The organism is Sporolactobacillus sp. THM19-2, assembly GCF_004153195.1.
GTDB lineage: Bacteria > Bacillota > Bacilli > Bacillales > Sporolactobacillaceae > Sporolactobacillus.
On sequence record NZ_SEMC01000029.1, the window covers coordinates 1 to 18422 of the forward strand.

Below are 18422 nucleotides of genomic sequence, written 5' to 3' on the forward strand. Positions count from 1 at the left end.
GGTCACGTTGGCCACGGTTGAGGGGGCAACACGATTATACTTCGCAATCTCTTTGCGCTGGTGTGTTTCTCCGTGATTGATGTCGGCATCAAGTAAAATCTGACTGCGTTTCTTGATGGTTTGATTGGTCGTTTTGTCTTTCAGGATGTTCTTAAGCCGGGTCACTTCGTCGTCAGTTAAAGCAACGATGTATTTTATAGGACGCATTATTTCACCTTTTTTAAATAGAGTCTATCAAAAAAGGTAAAGTATTACAATTAATTTCAAAATCTTGGCTACGATGCACTAGTACTAAACCAAACTTCATCCTTCTTCACTGACTGTTTCTTCTAAAAACACATCACGTTTTTGCATTCCCTGATTATCAATTCCTTTGAACAGCACCCTATTCTGAAGGTGATAAAATGAGAGTAAACATGAGCTCCGGCTCGGCCAGCGAGACGCAAATCTACGATGCCGAGGCACTGATTGAAGCTGCCGAAACACATGCCAAACATTACCAGACGTTGCGCAATCAATTCCATAGCTTGCGCACCGCATTCCAGCAGATTGCTGGGATCGGCTCCGATTTTCAGGGTAAGGGCGCGGACGCGATTAAAAAATTTTATGCCGCTCAAGTCACTGTCGCCGATAGCTGGCTGCGGCTGATTGACAAGAAGATTGCCTATTTCCAGGGCGTTGCCGGGACCATTGAGGATAAGCATCTTGGCGGAGACACAAAGATTCATGTGCCCTTCCTGAATGAGGACCTGTCGATCGGTCACGCGCGCTCCAAAGAAATGGTGCGCGAGCGACATGAGGACATTGCCAGGATTCTAAGCAGCATCTCTGATCTTGTACCTATCAATGTCTTTTCCAACCACGACATCGATCAGGCTTTAGACGCTGCTGACAAAAAGCGCACACAGACGGTGCTCGATGTTCAAGGCCTGGACCAATCCCTGACCAACGAATATCAGCAAATCAGTGAAGATCTGCCACATATCCAGGCACTGTATGAAGCACTGATCCATGCAACCCGCCAGGGTGCAGACGTGCTGCCAGTGCATTTCAATGCTACCACCTATTATGACAGTAAAATATATCAGGCTCAGGATGAGATGCAGAAAGAAACGCAAAAGTACTTGGAGATTAAAGAGCAGCAGGAGTTGGCCCGTCACGTGTCGAAAAAAGACACACAGCCCGTCAATCCTCTGCTGGCAAGCGCAACCAAAACGGCGATCATGGATCAGGAAATTCAATATGGCATACGTGACGGCGCAAAAGATGCGGTCAAAGACACCGTCAGCGGTTTATGGGAGGCAGCGACAAACCCGGTCGAGACGCTCAAAGGCACCTGGCATGCGATGACCCACCCAATTCAAACGGCTGACCTCATCAAAAACGCGTTGGTTCAGTCTTTTGATAAGGAGATGGTGCACGGCAATGCCTACACACGCACAAGATGGGTCACCTACGCCCTTACCACACTGGCAACCTCCGCTGTCGGTACAAAAAGCGTTGACAAAATCAGCAAAGCAGCCAAAGCTGGAAAATCAGGCGAAGCAGCAGGCAAGGCGAACGCTGCCATCAAAACAACACGAACCAGGGGGACAGAATGGGTCAATCAAAAACTGGATCAATGGAGCAGTCCGCTCCTCCCCCATGCTCAGTTTGCAGACGGTCCGGTTCCCTATAACGTTATTGACGCCAAAGGGTTAAGAAACAAGCTGGAGCAGCTGCCTGATCGTACCGCCCCACTCCCCGATCAGATCGACCAAGTACGAGATCTGATTCAGCAAGCATCAGCTAAAAAAGGTGATGGATTGTCTGATGAGAAAATTGTCAGTAGAAATTCTAGTGGATCTGATAAATTCAAAATTAAAATAGAAAATTTAAGTATAACAGAAACTGTACGTAATCATGCCAAAGACATAATAAAAAAAGGAGTTAATGCGGGAGAACTTTCCAGACCATATATAGATTCGAACGGGACAGAATTACTCATTCAAGAAATTATAGATTCTGGAATTCCTGTTAAAGATGCATCTTTGCCAAATGGACTCAGATGGGATGTAATGGGTTCTTTTAACGGGAGAGGAAAAGGAACGTGGGAATTAGTGATCGATTTAGACACTAATAAAATAGTACATTTTAATTTTACAAAATAGGGGGAATGAAAATGCTACTATTTAATCAAAATAATCATTCACATCAAGGCGTATTAACTTATTTAGAAGAAAATCATGAGTTTGATTCTAACCCCAAGATAAATTCGGATATAACATTACTGGTCGGTTATATTAATATCGGTTTTGATTCAGAAACCAAAAAAGCTACACAAATTTGGGGATTTCACCATAATTTCAATTGGATCAACAAAAAATTAAACCAACCCTTATTTTCAAGGGGAGAAATAAAACTGGATATAGAGATTGCACCTGGTGATAGTAAAAAGGTTAAAGAAGCAACTAATTGGCATACATTCTATGATTCTGCTAATGGATGGATTAAATTTGGAAATGATTTAGATACTTCTAAAACCCATAATATTGAATTTTTCACAAATACCGTTATGTCTATAGACAACGATAGAAGAATTGCGGCTTTATGGCTAAAACCTGAATTTAAATGATTTGTCTCACTGATTGATGTTTGGATGATTGGTGGACTGGCTCCCAGAAGATAGATTTTACTGTCCAATTTATGGAATCCGGTTAGACTTTAATGAAGGTGCTCTAGAGCTTCTTTTTTCAACTATCCAATTCTGTATGGTTATTTTTATTGGTAGTAAAGCTCTGAGCGATGCAGGGAGAGCAGTTCAGCCTGTTTCTTAATCGCCTGCTCCGGGTCGTCCCAGTCCACAAGAGCCACGCGTTCATCGTGAGACATCGTTGAAGCCAGATTTTTTTAGCAATGAGTGTCCCGCGGTCAGTCGACAAACTTGCCTTAGAGCCTATCAATTTTTTCTTCGTATGTCGCCTGAATCTGGCTCTGTTCGTTCTGCCGGCGGTTGAAGAGTTGCGGCAATTGTTCCAGAGCTGTCTTCTTCCATTTTCGCAACAGATTGGTATGGACGCCGTCCCTGGAGAACAATTCGTTTAGCGTCATCTCCTCCCGCAGAATTTCGAGCACAATTTTGGCTTTGAAGATTAGAGGAGGTTTGTAATTTGAGCTTATTCAAAGATTTTAAGAAAGTAAGTGAAGTAGAGGAGTATACAATTAATAAATATAAAAATATGCTCCCAGAAGCTTTGATTGAAGCATGGAAAACATATGGGTATGGTACATTTATGAATGGGTATTTAAAAATAATTAACCCCGATGAATTTAGCTCTTTAGTAAATGAATCTTATTTAAGAAGCAAAGGAACAATACCTATTTTCAGTACATCCATGGGTGATGTTATACTTTTTGAAAAGGATGAAAACCAAGAGTCCTATCTAGTATTGATTAACTACCGAAAAGGTAAAACTAAAGTGGTAGCTTCAAAATATTCCTTGTTTCTTAGATTTTTAGAAGAAGAGGCGTTTAGACAGAAGGCTTTAGATTGGCTTCCTTATCCGGAAGCAATAGAAAAATATAAAGAACCAGAGTACGATGAATGCTTCGGTTATACTCCTTTACTAGGTTTAGGTGGACCTGAAAAAGTAGAAAACTTAAAAAAGGTGAAATTAAAAGAACATATTCTTATAATTACTCAACTAATTGGACCTATTCAATAGATAAGAGTTTAAAAAAGAAAAGAACGCTTGTTTGCATTTTAGGCACAAGTGTTTTTATTTTTTGTGAGAAATATAATCTTTGGACGACATGGGAGATGCTTTACTGAAATTCATAGCTTATGAAGGTTGTACCGTCATGGAGTATTGATTTTATAACTAAATCTCGAAAGATAGAAAAGTGTCCCCATCCCCTGCTGGTTCTATGTTTTTTCTGAATAAATTAGCTCAGCCTGCTACCTTTTTCAACTGTTTCTGATAGTTGGGCGGCAGTTTTTTCAGAAACCTTTCGATAATTTGATCCATGGCTTTCTCAGACAAAACGGGTTCATTCTCGAAGGCCTCTTGGAATAAGTCGATGAGTTGTCGGATGGCTTCGGTAAAAGTGATATCTGCGAGTTCATCGACCATGAGATAGAATAGCTCGCCCAGAGTCCGGTCGTCCTCCTGTTCGCGGTGCTTCACCGCAAGCAGGGAATAGCCGATAGCCACGCAGGCCGTATGGGCAAAGATGCCATCGTACGACAAGCCCTGATACTTCGCCAGACGGAGATACTGTTTGCACATTTTGAAGTACACTTCAATCGACCAGCGTTTCCCGTAAAGCCGGATGATTTCATCTTCAGAAAGCTGCGTGTCTGTCGATGCCAGGACAAGATAATCCTTGCGTTTCCGGCGATTGCGGACGTAAACCAGCTTCACAGGGATGCTCTCCTCTCCCTCGACGACGGCTTCGACGAGGACCGAGAGCAGATAGCGCGAACGACCGCGACGTTTCTTCTGCGCCTTAAAGATCGCTTTGACATCCATCATTTGACCGTTAAACCGGTCATACACCTTTTTGGACCTCTTGACCATGGCAACGGCATGAAGCTTGAGCTGACGCAGCTGATGAAACATCTTCGGGCTTGAGAACCACGAGTCAAACAAGACGTAAGAAGCCCGGACCCCCTGACTCAGAGCGGACACGAGGAGTTCCCGAACGACCTCGGGCGCTTTGCGCTGGGCCTGAAGCTTTCGCTTTCCGGAATGCGTCCGGGTATCGGCTTTCGCGCCACATACCTGATTCTGACCGGAAAGCAAGGAAAAAGTGACCGGCAGAACGTGTTGCCGTCGCTCCAGCCCAGCTGAAGAAAACGAAAGCCGCGTGTATGCCGATGTCTGGCATGATCGAACTGGAACGCTGCCAGTTCCACATGTTTGGCATGGGCCCGTTCGTACATGGAATCGTCCACAATGAACACGTTCTGACGCGCCGAATCCGTCAACGGTTCGATGAACCGGATGATCTGTTGACAGAGCAGAATCAGGAACTTTTGCCAGTTGATTTGGCCATTATTGACAGGTTGCGGAACGTTTTATCCGAGAAATTCAACTGATCCTGATGCTTCAGATCATCACGATACGTCGACTTGTTTGAAAAAATCGTGCTGATCAGATAGCAGAACAAGATGCGGAAAGGCACCCCTTTTGTCTTGATGGCATGAGAAGCCCGTGCGACTTGTACCAAATGAAACCGGCTAAAAAAGTTTTGAACGGAAGCTAAAATACCGGCTGATGGATGATCAATACGTGTTATACTTTTCATAGCATGAATCCGCCTCGATTAATTGGTAGTTGGTACTTCAATTATACCGAGTGTTTGGTATTCATGCTTTTATTTTTGCATTACCCCCTTATCTGACAAGGCATGAAGGCAGTTTTGGGTGTTTCAAGTTTTAGTAAAATAATATAAATCCCCATCTGAGCTTGATTCAGCTGGGGATTATTTATGCAAGGTGTCGGTTATTTGACGCTTACTTTATCCAGCGGTTTCTGTCTACTTTAGTTTAGCAGTTACACATGTACATGCATCCTACACAAAATCATGATGTGTTTGAAGTGAGCCAAATTCAGTGGTGATTTTTTTGACAATGAAGGCGCTGAACCGCTTAACACCTAACAGGAACGTACAGTTTCTTTTTCGAGCAAGTGGTACTTAATGACTTCGCCATTACAAATAAAAAGCCCAAAAACCACGCATAAATTGCGCAGTGATTGGGCTTTGCATTCTCAGTTACAGTTTCTCATCAGGAAGCGTCGATTACTTTTTCAGAATTCCCTTTTCAAAAATGATGTGGTCGTCTATGATCACGTCAGGCTGATTAAACACACAATCAATATGGACACCGGCTTCAACTGTTCCACCAAAGGTCAGGTTACTTCCGAAAGCAATATGGACAGTTTTGTATACTTTTTCATCTTCGAGAACATTGCCGGTAATTCTGGCACTTTTATTCGTACCAATGCCAAACTCGCCAACCGACCGTCCTAGTCCGTCTCCAAGAAGTTCCAGTAATTTTTCAGCGTGTTCTCCTTCAGCCTTTACCAATCGTCCTTTTTCAACAGTAAGCACGATTGGTGAATTTATTTTTCCGATGCCAACAACAGATCCATCAATAAGTAGCCGCCCGTTAGCCGTTCCTTCAACTGGAGCAATGAAAGCTTCGCCAGAAGGGAGGTTACCTGATTCTCCAGGGTTCACGTAAACGCCTGTACTTGGAATACTCTCCCTCCCCTCAATGGAAAACGAAAACGTATAGCCAACTTTATTAATGATCACTTTGCTTCCCTTATCAAGTACATCCTTAACTTGATAAGTCAACTTCTGAACCTCATCGTAATCGGCTGTAATAGCACCATTTAGAAACATATCCTTGGAGATGCCTGGCATGGTTGCGATTCTGGTACCAGCGGCAACAGCTTCTTTGCGTGCTATTGTATGGGTTAGAGAACATTCTGTGATGCAGACCACCGCGTCGGCACCTTTCATCGCTGCAGCAATTGCAGCTGGAGGTTCCTCACCGGAGCGCTGACGATCTTTCATCAACATAAGGATGGATTCTGCTCCTATTTTTCGAGCTGCCTCATAGATCAGCCGTGCAAGCTCTTCTTTTGTTTCGTCTGTTACAACAAGAAAGGATTCTTTTTCCTGCAATTGCAAACACTTTTCTAGGATATTTTGACAAACCTCAATCATTCGTTCAGTCATAACACTTCATCTCTCGTTCTTTATTTATTCAGTCATACATTTAGATAAATACGGATAGCACTTTCACAATTAGCGCATTCGAAAGGATTGTGGGCTTTTCGGTATCCTCCGCAATCCATTGTCTCATTTCTTCAGTATAGCCCATACAGTCCATTAGAACGAAATCGGTTTTTTCTTTGAGTTCTAATCCGGCTTGATGAAATGCTTCTCTATTCTTCTCATAAGGTGAAGCAAATGAAAAAATCGGCTCTAATCCTGCGCAAGTAAACTTGTCATCAAGATTAGTAATCTGTTCCTTCAAAGGAACAATAACCCCTAACCGTTTATTGCCAATCATCAACTTAACAATTGGCGGAATCACATGATCCGGTTCGATAATCTGAGCAGTATTTGTCTTTAAATTTTTGAAAACACCGGTGCAAAGGAGCAATATATACTCCACCCCTTCACGCTCAAATTCATCAATCTTTTTTTGTACAAATGGCTGTAGTTTTCTGCGGTCCATTGAAACATGATTACCATCTTTCAATCGTGACGTTAATACATACTCACAAGATGGACCGGAAGGCGCCAAGTGTTTTTCAATGAAATCTTTTGTGAATCCATCCAACGCTCCTTTTTGAACGAACGTTCGCTCGGACAAATTTTCTTCTAGAATGGGTTGAACATCAGTGCGCGGAGATTGACCGATTGTCACTATACCTAATCCAGCCACTGTCATTCAGCTCCTTACTGAATTCCCCTGGGTTTGAAGAATTTTCATAGATCCGTAGAGTGCCTGAATCTTATCAAATTCATTTTCATCGTAGAATTTGCATGTGCCGTTTGTTGTTTCTTTGGCGACCTCAATAGCAAATGCAGCTGCTGTCGATATGTCAAATTCATGACTTGCTCCTGTTCCACATCCCGGTACAATCGACTGAGCCGTAATGGCAACACCAACAACCGGAGCTGAAGTGGCTACTGCTGGTTGCAGGATTGAATTCATATGGTACAGGCTATTGCCATATGGTGTGATGTCTTGATTTGTGATTGGAAAAGTAACCGGTAATTGTCCTGTTGTCATTTCTTGGATACGCAGCAAATCTTCGCTGACACGAAGAATATAGCCTTCCTTAACCGTTGGTGAGATCGCGATTCCCTTATGATTGACAATGCGGTTGCCCTTAGTTGTATCAATCGAGAGAATGGCATCCATTTCCGATGAAACCTCATGTTCATTCATGGTTTGGATATCAATTGGCGAATCCATAAAGTCCACTGGTTCATGTTTCAAGGTAGGTGCTGTCGAGCAAATATGTGTCGCTACGATCACATCGCCTTCAAGCTGATCACCTTTAAGCTGCATATCTGCTAATTTCATAGCAGCTGACAAGGCAGCCACCGCTCCATCTCCGTCAGATACGAGTCCAATTCTTGCAGGGCGTGCACCAATGCCGCCAAGTCTTCCTATAATGCCAAACGTAGGAGCTTTCCCAGATGCACGTTTTCCAGATTTCCCGGGAATAACAACTTTTACAAAATCTGTACCCCCTTTATCGCCTTGTACACTTTCGTAAGAGGCGGACACATTCGGATATTGATTAAAAAGCGCAACAACTTTTTCTCCGGTTACATGCAGATCATCTAATTTATCCATCACGCATAAGGTCTGTTTTAATATCACAAGGATTTCCTCCGTTTTTCTAATAATCTATATAAATCGTTTCAAGCGGCTCTATTATTCAAACGTCATATCATTGATGAATGGTACGCTCATTTGAATGTCTATTTCTAAAATAGATATAATAATCTAAGTTCATTTGGTATTGATCTAGCAATTGATTAATCTTTCCAGCTGCCTTTTGTACTGCTTCTCCGATGATAAGCTCATCATTTTCTTTCACTCGATAGATTGGCTTTGCTATGGTGAGCGAACCAATCACCTTTCCGTTTAAGAATAGAGGAGACGCAACAGCAATGATATCAGGAGTAAATTGACCATGACTTGCAACCCAATGATTCTCTCGGACAAATGTTAGTTTTTCCATTAATACATCCGTAGTTAACGAAGAAGGCATGAGTAATTGGTCAAACGAACTTTTCTTAACACGGTTAATCACCTCATCCGGCAAATAAGCCAGCATAGACCAATAGGAGGCCCCGGCATATAACGGAGCTCGACCATCAAGTGCGATTGAAAACCCTACTTTGTTTTCAGGCGCAATAGAATCCAAAGTAATCCCTTGAAATCCATTTAAACCAACTAAGAACACAGCCTCTCCCGTATCCTTCATTAATTGATGCATAATCGGACGCAGGATCTCGACAACATCTTGATTCTTGCTCGCAATTTCACTTAACTGAACCAGACGAATGCCTAATTGGTACTGTTTAGTCAGCTCGTTTTTTGACAAATAGGCTCCAGTTTCGAAGGAATCAAGAATTCGATATACGTTGACTTGGGGGACGTTGAGTTCTTCCGCCAGTTCACGTGCTGTCCAAGAGGGTCTATCACTCGTAAACTTATTTAGGATTTCCATTGCCGTCTTCAATGTTTTTAACATGACCGCACCTCATTCACTAGAATTCATAGCATTATTTACCAAACCATTCCATCATTAATCTTAAACGTTTTATACGTAATGATGGAATACCACTTCTGGACAATTCATGCGTTGAATTCGGAAAGCGAATGAACTCGGCATCTTTCCGATCATATTTTAACGCTGTGTACCATTGTTCCGCTTGCTCCATTGGACAACGATAGTCCTGCTCACTTTGCATAATCAAAATAGGCGTTTCAACATTATGAACATAAGCTAACGGAGACTTCTTCCATAATGTTTCAATATCATGGATGTCCGCATGCATTTCATCTTTGATAAAATGATAGCCGATATCACTCGTGCCAAAGAGACTGACAAAGTTCGACATCGATCGTTGGGTGATCGCTCGCTTAAATCGATTGGTGTGTGAGACGATCCAGTTGGTCATAAAACCGCCGTAACTGCCCCCTGTAACATACAATGAGGTAGGATCAATAAACGGAAAATGATTCAGCACATAATCTAAGCCATCCATCAGATCTTGATAATCACCCTCTCCGTAATGCCCGGTAACCTGACTGACAAAGTTTTGTCCATTACCAAAGCTGCCGCGAGGATTAAGGAGCAGTACAGCATAACCTGATGCAGCCATGACCTGTACTTCATGATGAAAAGTCGCAGCGTGCATCGTATATGGACCACCGTGTATATTCAGAACTAATGGATAGTGCCTCTCTTCTTCATAATCAACCGGATACACAAGAAAACCGCCTAACTTTTGCCCATCACGAGTCCTGCACTGAATAGGCTCATACTTTGCTGTTGCTTTTTGTTTAAATTGTGCTTGATTCATATGAGTAAGGACAGTGCCTAATTGCTTCTTCACGAGATTCAATGGGTACAGATCACTTGGCACATCCGGTGCACTCAAACCAATAATTGCTTGATCAGCAACAGGATTTAATGAGAATTCAAAAATATGGGTTCCGAATTCAGTAATTGGTTCGAAATCACCATTAATCGTTGCTTGATAAAGATCAACTCCTCCATCGACACTCGCAGTAAAGTAGACAGATTTACTGTCAAAAGCCCACTGAAGGCATGGTGTGGTGCGATTCTGCTGAAAATCACCGACTGCCCAATCACCTAATTGCATATCCTGTTGAGGCAATAGATCCACAAGTTCGTCATTCAGTCGATTATAAAGATAAACTGTGAACTGATTCGGTGTTTCATAACGTTTTGTGTTTCCAAGCATTGCAACATAATGGCCATCCGGGGAAAATGTCGCTTCTCCAAAAACCCCCGTTTTGTACGTTTCTGTCAACCACTTTTGCTCACCATTCTGTAGATCAATCAGCCAAATACCGGTATCCTGATTAAAAGGATTATCTTTTTCGATTTTCCTTTCACACAGAAGATAACGTCCGTCAGGGGAAATATCTCCTAACCTCTTTAGACCGTATCCAATTGAATAATCCGTGAGTATTTTAAATTCAGATTTCTTAATAGACTGGATACAAATCCTGTCTTCTAAGTTCAGATCAAAAAGCCCTTCATCATTGGATTTATAATTAATTTTCGTGGTCCGGAGTACTTTAGGCTGATCAGCAGAAGAAGCAGCTATATTCTTGTTTTTTTCTGGTGACACATCAATTTTTGTACTGAAAAATAGATGCTCGGAATCCGGATGCCAGAAAAACTGTGAGATTCCATTTTTGGTCTGCGTTACTTTTTTCGGCTGTCCGTCCGGCACAGATTGTACATATACCTGCTTCATCCCATCACGATCAGACAAATACATCAACATTGTTCCATCCGGCGACCATAAAGGAGAAGTATTCTGATCCTCACCTTGTGTCAAGCGCTTCTCGGCTCCGGTCTCCAAATCCCGATAAATAAGGGCTGATTGGTAGCGATCCGACTGTTCATCAAGGATTGTTGTCACATACACTAATTTTCTACCATCCAATGAAATGGTTGGTGATGAAACCGAAGCTAAGTGAAGTAAATCGTTCATTTCAATCCGTTTACCACTCATAGTAGAGGTCAATCCCTCCCATAATATAAATGAAAGTCAATCTGTTTTAATCTTCGAGAAAATCCAGAGCAGCCAAAATGTACACGAGCGCACAATCCACAACGTCCTGAACCTTAACACGTTCATCAAAACCATGAATCGTTTCCGTTTCTGCCGGTCCATATTGAAGGACCGGAATCCCATATTCTCTGAAGTGACGGGCATCACTGCATGCCCATTGCAGAACTCCGTAAGCATTTACCTTCTTCACATAGCTGATATTATCAACAACTGATTTGCAAATGGGATTCTCTGCAGATGTGTAGTTGGCATTACTGCGAAAACCAAAACGTTCAATGCTGTAATCGATACCCAGCGCATTTAATTTTGTTTTCACATACTCGTATACTTCCTCCTGAGTCGTGCCAAACGGAAGACGACAATCAAATTTCACTTCACACTTGTCTGCAACCACATTCGTACCTGTCCCGCCTTTGATTGTACCGACATTGCAGGTGATTTTCTTCAATACCTTATCGTATCCATCCATTCCTTCGCCCTGAATAAATTTATTGGAAAGGTCAATTAATGGCAGAACGTCTTCAGGTATATTGATCTCCAGATCAGTCACCGTTTGTATTTCTTTAATAGCATGCATTGCATCAACAATGGCACTACGGCCTGCGAACGGTGATAGACTCCCGTGACCCGGCTTGCCGTAAATGGTAACTTTGAAACAGCATGAGCCCTTTTGACCAATAGTTGGATTCAATGGAGAAGCAGGTTCGGCAATTATGGACCCATCTGCATCCAAGTACTTATTTTTCAATAACCATGGAACGCCATAGATATCGCCGCACTCTTCATCAGGAACCAGTGCAAGGATCAAGTCTCCCGGAGGTGTAATCCCTTCTTGCTTCAGAAAAGCCAATGCAAAGATAATACCCGCCACACCGCCTTTCATGTCACTCGCACCGCGGCCTAATAAATATCCATCTTTCACTACACCGGAAAATGGATCGAACGACCATTTCGAACGGTCACCAACCGGTACCGTATCCGTATGGCCGCAAAGGATCATTTTCTTCTTTCCATTTCCTTTTAGTTCACTGATCAAATTGAAACGCTTTGGAGCAGCTTCGTAGATGGTCGTTTCTAATCCCGCTCTTTTCAAAAACTCATCAATAAAATTTGTAATCTCTGTAGAATCGCCCTCAGGATTTTCACTATTTATTTTTAATAGATTTGAACATAATTCGATTAATTCATCTTTTCGATCAAGTACCTTTTGAATCAATTGGTCCTTTTGTTCACCATTCATTAGTTAACAATCCTCCGTCCTTGTTGGTTAATCAAGAATACCTGCCTTTGTTTCATAAGGTGACTCTCTTGGGATCGCCATCAGCAATTTCTTGGTATATTCCTCTTTAGGGTGATTATAGATTTCATCTGCATTTGCCAGTTCAATGAGATTGCCGAAGTACATTACAGCAATTCGATCACAAAAATAGCGAACAACATTCAAATCATGCGAAATGAAAATATAGGTTAAATCAAATTCATCCTGCAGTTCATTTAACAAATTGAGCACTTGAGCTTGAACCGAAACATCCAGTGCTGATACAGCCTCATCACAAATAATTAATTTAGGCTTTAGCATTAGGGCTCTCGCAATATTTATGCGCTGTCTTTGTCCACCGGAAAATTCATGAGGATAGCGCTCCGCATGCTCCGGTTTAAGGCCAACCCTCACCAACATCTCTAACGCTTGTTGCTCGCGTTCTTTTTTAGTTCCGACGTGGTGAATTTCAAGCGGCTCCATCAATAAATTGAGAATCCGCTTCCTAGGATCAAGTGTTGCATACGGATTTTGAAAGACCATTTGAATATCTTTTCGTACTCGGTGAAGTTGTTTGTTATTTAATGAAGCCAAATCCTGCCCCAAATAAATAATCTCACCAGATGTCGGTCGTATGAGTTGTGTAATCAATCGTGCCAATGTTGATTTTCCACAGCCGGATTCACCGACAATGCCCAGCGATTCACCCTTGAATACATCTAAACTCACATGATTGACTGCTTTGTTATAACTATTTTTTTTGAAAAATAAGTTGTTCGATGGAAGTTTAAATGCTTTGGTTAAATCATGGATCTGCAAGAGTTTCTCATCCAATTCTGATCAGCCCTCTTTTCTGGATAAGCTTTCGCTCTTTGTTTGAAAATGGCAAGCCACTTTATGGCCCTCCGATTTTTCAACCAACTGCGGCTTTTCCGTAAAGCAGATGTCTTTAACATAGGAGCATCGCTCTGCAAACGGACAACCCTTCATCTGTCGGCTCAGATCAGGAGGATTTCCAGGAATCGCATGTAACGGTTTTTTAGTATTCGTTTTCCTAACAATTTGAGAATCAAACAATCCCCATGTATACGGATGATACGGATGATCATATAGTTCTTTTACCGTTGCTTCTTCCATCGCTTGCCCCGCATACATTACGATAACCTTATCGCACATTTCCCAGACAACACCAAGATCATGGGTGATTAAGATAATTGATGCGTTAAATTTCATCTGCAGCTGTTTCATGAGCTTCATAATCTGTGACTGGACCGTAACATCTAAGGCGGTTGTTGGTTCATCAGCAATAAGTAACGATGGGTCACCGGCAAGCGCAATAGCAATCATCACTCGTTGTCTCATTCCGCCTGAGAACTGGTGAGGATACATGTTCAGGCGTTTTTCTGCTTCATGAATACCGACCACTTGAAGCAATTCAACAGCTTGCCGAATTGCGTCTTTTTTACTGATCTTCTTATGCAGACGAATGGCTTCAACAAGTTGATTGCCCACTGTGTACGCCGGATTCAAGCTCGTCATCGGATCTTGAAAAATCATTGAGATTTCATTGCCCCGAATCTTTCGCATATCCTTTTCTTTGTACTTAACTAAATCGTGACCGTTATAAAGAATTTCTCCCGAGATTTCTCCCGGGGGAGACGGAATTAGTTTCAGGATCGAAGTCGCGGTGACACTCTTCCCTGAACCCGATTCTCCAACAATGCCAATAACTTCGCTTTTATTTAACTGGAAGTTGATCCCATTCACTGCATGGATTATTTTCTTATTTGTATGGAATTCCACCTTAAGATCTTTAATCGTCAATAAGGGTGTTAACTGATTCACTTAAATCAACTCCTCTCCGCTTAGACTCTTGTTTTCGGATCAAGAGCATCCCTTAAACCGTCACCGAATAAATTGAAACCGAGTACGGAAAGGAAAATAGCCAATCCGGAAAACAAACATATGTGCGGGGATACTTGGAGATAGTCTCGCCCCTCCTGAAGAATGTTCCCCCATGAAGGATCCGGTGGCTGAATACCAAGTCCAAGAAAGCTTAGTGCCGCTTCCGAAATGATTGCTCCGGCAATACCCATTGTGCCGTAAACAATAATCGGGCCAGAGCAATTAGGCAAAATATGTTTAAACAGAAGATTAAAGTCCCTTGCCCCCAGCGAGCGAGTCACTTCAATAAATTCTTCTTGCTTCACCGCAAGTACCTGTCCTCTAACAATCCGAGAAAATGTGGGAACATTCGCAAGTCCGATAGCCAAAATGACATTTTCTAAGCCTGTTCCTAGTACAGTCATCAGCACAATCGCCAACAAAATAAATGGAAATGCATACATTCCATCCATAATTCTCATGATTATGGAGTCAACAATACCGCCATAGAAGCCGGAAATAAGTCCCAAAACAATACCAATGGCACCTCCGACAACAACAGAACCGACACCAACAAATAATGAAACGCGTGCACCATATACAATTCTGCTGAAAAGATCTCGTCCATAATTATCTGTTCCCAATAAATGTCCACCCTCACCCGGGCCTAAGAGCGCATCATTGACATTCATTTTTGTAGGATCAATATGGACAATGAGTGGCGCAAAGAGTGCAATCAGTGAAAATAAAAATACAATGATCAATCCGACAACAGCTAACTTATTGGTAACCAGCCGCTTCAAAAAGAGATTTTCCTGTCTTTTTTTTCGCTTGATGTTTGTTAAAGTTAGTTCATTAGGAGGAACCATCTCATTCGCCTCCTTTTGTGTCATAGTTGATCTTAGGATTAACGACCTTATAGAGAACATCAACGAGCAAATTAATCAGTACATAAAGCACTGCTAAAAAAATGACACTTCCTTGAACCACAATGTAATCCCGTTTATTAATAGCTTCGACTACAAGCTGACCCATACCCGGCCAACTGAAAATCGTTTCCGTTAGTACCGCCCCACCAAGCAGTGAAGATATTTCCATGCCCGCAACAGTTAAAATTGGAGTCAACGCATTTTTAAATCCATGCTTCATAATGACAAAGAATCGTGAAACACCTTTTGCCTTCGCTGCCGTAATGTAATCTTGATTCATGACTTCGAGCATACTTGCTCGAGTGATTCGCGAAAAATTAGCCATTGGAATAGTTGAGAGTGTAATACTCGGCAAGATTAAATGAGCGATGAATGCCCCCACGCCTTCTCCGGTATCTCCCATCCCGGTTGCCGGCAACCAGCCAAGTGTCACACTAAATAGAAGCACCAGCATTAATCCCAACCAAAAAACGGGAATAGAGATTCCAAATAAAGATGTGACAGTGAACGTATAGTCCATCCAAGATCCTTTTCGTGTCGCTGCAATGACTCCTGCCGGAATGCTGATCAGGAGTGCAAAAGCAAATGCACAGAGTGTTAGAATCAAGGTGTTAGGAAAACGTTCGAGAATTAACGTTAAAACAGATTCTTTATAGGCAAAGGATTCACCAAGATCGAGATGAATCAAACCGTTTAAATAATGGATAAACTGAACAATCATGGAATCGTTCAAACCCAGTTGCTCTCTTAAACGATGGATATCTGAAGCACTTGCCTGAGGTCCTAACATAACACTGGCAGGATCTCCAGGTATGATTCTGGTAATGACGAACACGATAACTGCCACGATTAATAGTGTTGGAATTAAATTAATTAATCGCTTAATGATAAATTTGAGCATAGACTTGCAATCCTCCCCAGACATCTGATCATGGGTTTATTGAACGACAACCAACAAGTACTTATATAAAATGTGCTGATACAGGTATGCACCAGCACAGCATGAATCTAGATCCCTTAATTATTTGCTTAACCAAGTATTGACTTGATCGTTAGCAACCGAAATTGAGCCATCAGGACTGATTTCAAATCCATGAACTTTTTTGCTCGTTCCATAGACAACATTTTGATCAAAAAGATTCACATGAGGGATGTCGTGGTTAATGATTTCAAGCGCTTGACCATAAATTTCTTTTCGCTTCGTTTGATCAGTTGTTTCCGATGTTGCCTTTGTAAGCAAAACGTCAAGCTTTTTATTTGAGTAGCCACCACCATTGCCAAGTGCACCAATCTGTTTGGAATCAAACATCTGATATAGGAAGAAATCAGGATCCGGGTACCATGACCAACTCATGATGTACATTGGTGCTTTCGCTTTAGATACCGTATCGCTGAATGTTCCCCATTCAACAGACTTGATATTGACCTTAATCCCGACTTTTTTCATTTGTGATTGAAAGATCGTTGCAATCGGAACTCGAGTCGGTACGACATAGACATCAATAGTGAAACCATTTGGATAACCGGCTTCTTTAAGCAGACGCTTTGCTTTTGCTGCATCAACCTTTTCCTTATTTTGATCGGCCAGTTTCTGATCATAGCCCCATGAAGCGCGTGGAAGCGGCAGATCAGCAACACTCGCACCACCGTATTTAAACGACCCTTTCAATAATTCATCCTTATCCATCGCAAGCTTTATGGCTTGGCGTACTTTCAAATCTTTTGTCGGACCACTTTTGAAATTAAAAGAGAGGTAAGAAACTTGCAGCCCTTGATTGGATACAAAATTCAAATTTTTGTTCTTTTTCACTGTCAGAATACTTGCGCCTTGCAAGTTTGTTGCTACATCAATATCACCGGATGCTAGAGAGTTCGACATTGTATTCGGATCACCAATAATCGAGAATTTCACAGCATCCAAATGCGGTTTCGGCCCCCAATAGTTTGCATTACGCTTTACGAGAACATAGGAATCAGCTGCCCATTTTTCAAATGTGAATGCCCCTGTTCCAACTGGGTGCATACCGAATTTATCGCCCCAACCTTTAACTTCTTCCTTTGGTACAATGGCATTACCCATATCCGTCAACATTGCGAGAAATGCTGCATAAGGGGTTTCCAATTGAATTTCAAGTTTATGATCGTTAATTACATTAATTTTCTTAATATCGCGAATACGATTCATTGCTGATTCATTTAATGACCGTTCAAGAGAATATTTCACATCAGAAGCAGTCATTGCTCTACCATCTTGATATTTTCCTTTTTGAAAATGAACGTCAGTCCGCAAATTAAACGTATACGTTTTATTATCCTTCGAGACTGACCAGCTTTTTGCTAAAGAGGGAATAATTTTCGAATTATCTTGGTTATACTTCACCAATGTATCAAAAATGCTTCTCATTACATTCGATTCATATGTAGATGTATAACCGATTGGGTCAAGTGAAGCAATGTTGGATGATAAACCAATTTTCAAAGTCCCACCATCAGTAGCCTTACCCGTATCTGAAGAAGTGGTTGATTTCCCACCACAAGCTGTGAGCGCTAGCAAGCAGGCGACAATCAATAGTGCAAAAAATTTCTTCATGAACCCTACCTCATTTCATAATATGAATTTTTATTTCACAATATATTAACTTAATAAATAATATACTACTGTTAATAAATTTAATCAATTCTTTTTTGTGATTTTATTCTATATTAGAATAATTTTCTGACTTATATTATTTCTCAATACTATCGTATTAAAAAACAGGAAAACCCACCCAATATTCTCCTTAATTGAACTGACCCCCTAAAGTTGGACGACAAAATTCAACTTTAAGGGGTTTGACTATGACCAAATACTCAACTGATTTTAAGATGAAGGTAGCTAGTGACTATCTCAAGGGGATGAGGATCCCTTCGTTGTGCCACAAGTATCAAATTACATTTCATCAAATGATTTTGAAATGAGTGGATCGCTATCAGGAAAATGGCATTGCAGG

At 41.6% G+C, this 18422-nt stretch carries 16 protein-coding genes and 1 pseudogene; 3 read left to right on the forward strand and 14 right to left on the reverse strand.

Annotated features, from left to right (window positions below):
• On the reverse strand, positions 1 to 207 hold a 207-nt coding region (locus EWH91_RS13440), incomplete at its 3' end, for a hypothetical protein (protein WP_206184338.1).
• A 197-nt stretch (positions 208 to 404) separates the two neighbouring features.
• Here EWH91_RS13440 and EWH91_RS13445 point away from each other — a divergent pair.
• On the forward strand, positions 405 to 2150 hold the full coding sequence (locus EWH91_RS13445) for a ribonuclease YeeF family protein (protein WP_129930665.1): 1746 nt from the start codon (positions 405 to 407) through the stop codon (positions 2148 to 2150).
• Positions 2151 to 2161: 11 nt separating this feature from the next.
• Positions 2162 to 2614, forward strand: a complete 453-nt coding sequence (locus EWH91_RS13450) for a hypothetical protein (RefSeq protein ID WP_129930667.1) — start codon at positions 2162 to 2164, stop codon at positions 2612 to 2614.
• 314 nt (positions 2615 to 2928) lie between these two features.
• Here the strand turns inward: EWH91_RS13450 and EWH91_RS13455 are convergent, their stop codons facing one another.
• Entirely contained in the window at positions 2929 to 3159 is a 231-nt protein-coding gene (locus tag EWH91_RS13455) for a transposase (RefSeq protein WP_326407616.1), read from the reverse strand.
• On the opposite strand from EWH91_RS13455, the gene EWH91_RS13460 reads away from it, so the two are divergent.
• On the forward strand, positions 3150 to 3704 hold the full coding sequence (locus EWH91_RS13460) for a T6SS immunity protein Tdi1 domain-containing protein (protein ID WP_129930671.1): 555 nt from the start codon (positions 3150 to 3152) through the stop codon (positions 3702 to 3704). The genes EWH91_RS13455 and EWH91_RS13460 overlap by 10 nt on opposite strands.
• Positions 3705 to 3929: 225 nt before the next feature.
• Here EWH91_RS13460 and EWH91_RS14935 read toward each other — a convergent pair.
• The 12 genes and pseudogenes from EWH91_RS14935 to EWH91_RS13515 form a co-directional block, all read right to left on the reverse strand.
• Positions 3930 to 5289, reverse strand: a pseudogene (locus tag EWH91_RS14935) (IS4 family transposase).
• A gap of 495 nt (positions 5290 to 5784) precedes the next feature.
• Entirely contained in the window at positions 5785 to 6732 is a 948-nt protein-coding gene (locus tag EWH91_RS13470) for an aminopeptidase (RefSeq protein WP_129930673.1), read from the reverse strand.
• 40 nt (positions 6733 to 6772) lie between these two features.
• On the reverse strand, positions 6773 to 7453 hold the full coding sequence (locus tag EWH91_RS13475) for an AroM family protein (protein ID WP_129930675.1): 681 nt from the start codon (positions 7451 to 7453) through the stop codon (positions 6773 to 6775).
• The gene (locus EWH91_RS13480) at positions 7454 to 8398 is read right to left on the reverse strand and encodes a DUF1177 domain-containing protein (protein WP_129930678.1); all 945 of its coding nucleotides are present in this window, start codon (positions 8396 to 8398) and stop codon (positions 7454 to 7456) included.
• 70 nt (positions 8399 to 8468) lie between these two features.
• Positions 8469 to 9278, reverse strand: a complete 810-nt coding sequence (locus EWH91_RS13485) for an IclR family transcriptional regulator (RefSeq protein ID WP_129930679.1) — start codon at positions 9276 to 9278, stop codon at positions 8469 to 8471.
• Positions 9279 to 9309: 31 nt separating this feature from the next.
• Positions 9310 to 11301: a S9 family peptidase gene (locus EWH91_RS13490; RefSeq protein WP_129930680.1), complete on the reverse strand. Its 1992-nt coding sequence runs from the start codon at positions 11299 to 11301 to the stop codon at positions 9310 to 9312.
• A gap of 46 nt (positions 11302 to 11347) precedes the next feature.
• Positions 11348 to 12601, reverse strand: coding sequence for a M20 family metallopeptidase (locus EWH91_RS13495; protein WP_129930682.1), 1254 nt, complete (start codon positions 12599 to 12601; stop codon positions 11348 to 11350).
• A gap of 27 nt (positions 12602 to 12628) precedes the next feature.
• Positions 12629 to 13453, reverse strand: a complete 825-nt coding sequence (locus EWH91_RS14595; protein WP_206184341.1) for an ABC transporter ATP-binding protein — start codon at positions 13451 to 13453, stop codon at positions 12629 to 12631.
• Between the two features lie 6 nt (positions 13454 to 13459).
• Positions 13460 to 14464 carry an ABC transporter ATP-binding protein gene (locus EWH91_RS14600; protein WP_240697374.1) on the reverse strand — a complete coding sequence of 335 codons (1005 nt, stop codon included), beginning with the start codon at positions 14462 to 14464 and terminating at the stop codon, positions 13460 to 13462.
• A gap of 20 nt (positions 14465 to 14484) precedes the next feature.
• The gene (locus tag EWH91_RS13505) at positions 14485 to 15372 is read right to left on the reverse strand and encodes an ABC transporter permease (protein ID WP_129930684.1); all 888 of its coding nucleotides are present in this window, start codon (positions 15370 to 15372) and stop codon (positions 14485 to 14487) included.
• A gap of 1 nt (position 15373) precedes the next feature.
• Entirely contained in the window at positions 15374 to 16333 is a 960-nt protein-coding gene (locus tag EWH91_RS13510) for an ABC transporter permease (RefSeq protein ID WP_129930686.1), read from the reverse strand.
• A gap of 120 nt (positions 16334 to 16453) precedes the next feature.
• Positions 16454 to 18022, reverse strand: coding sequence for an ABC transporter substrate-binding protein (locus EWH91_RS13515; RefSeq protein WP_129930688.1), 1569 nt, complete (start codon positions 18020 to 18022; stop codon positions 16454 to 16456).
• Positions 18023 to 18422 lie beyond the last annotated feature (400 nt).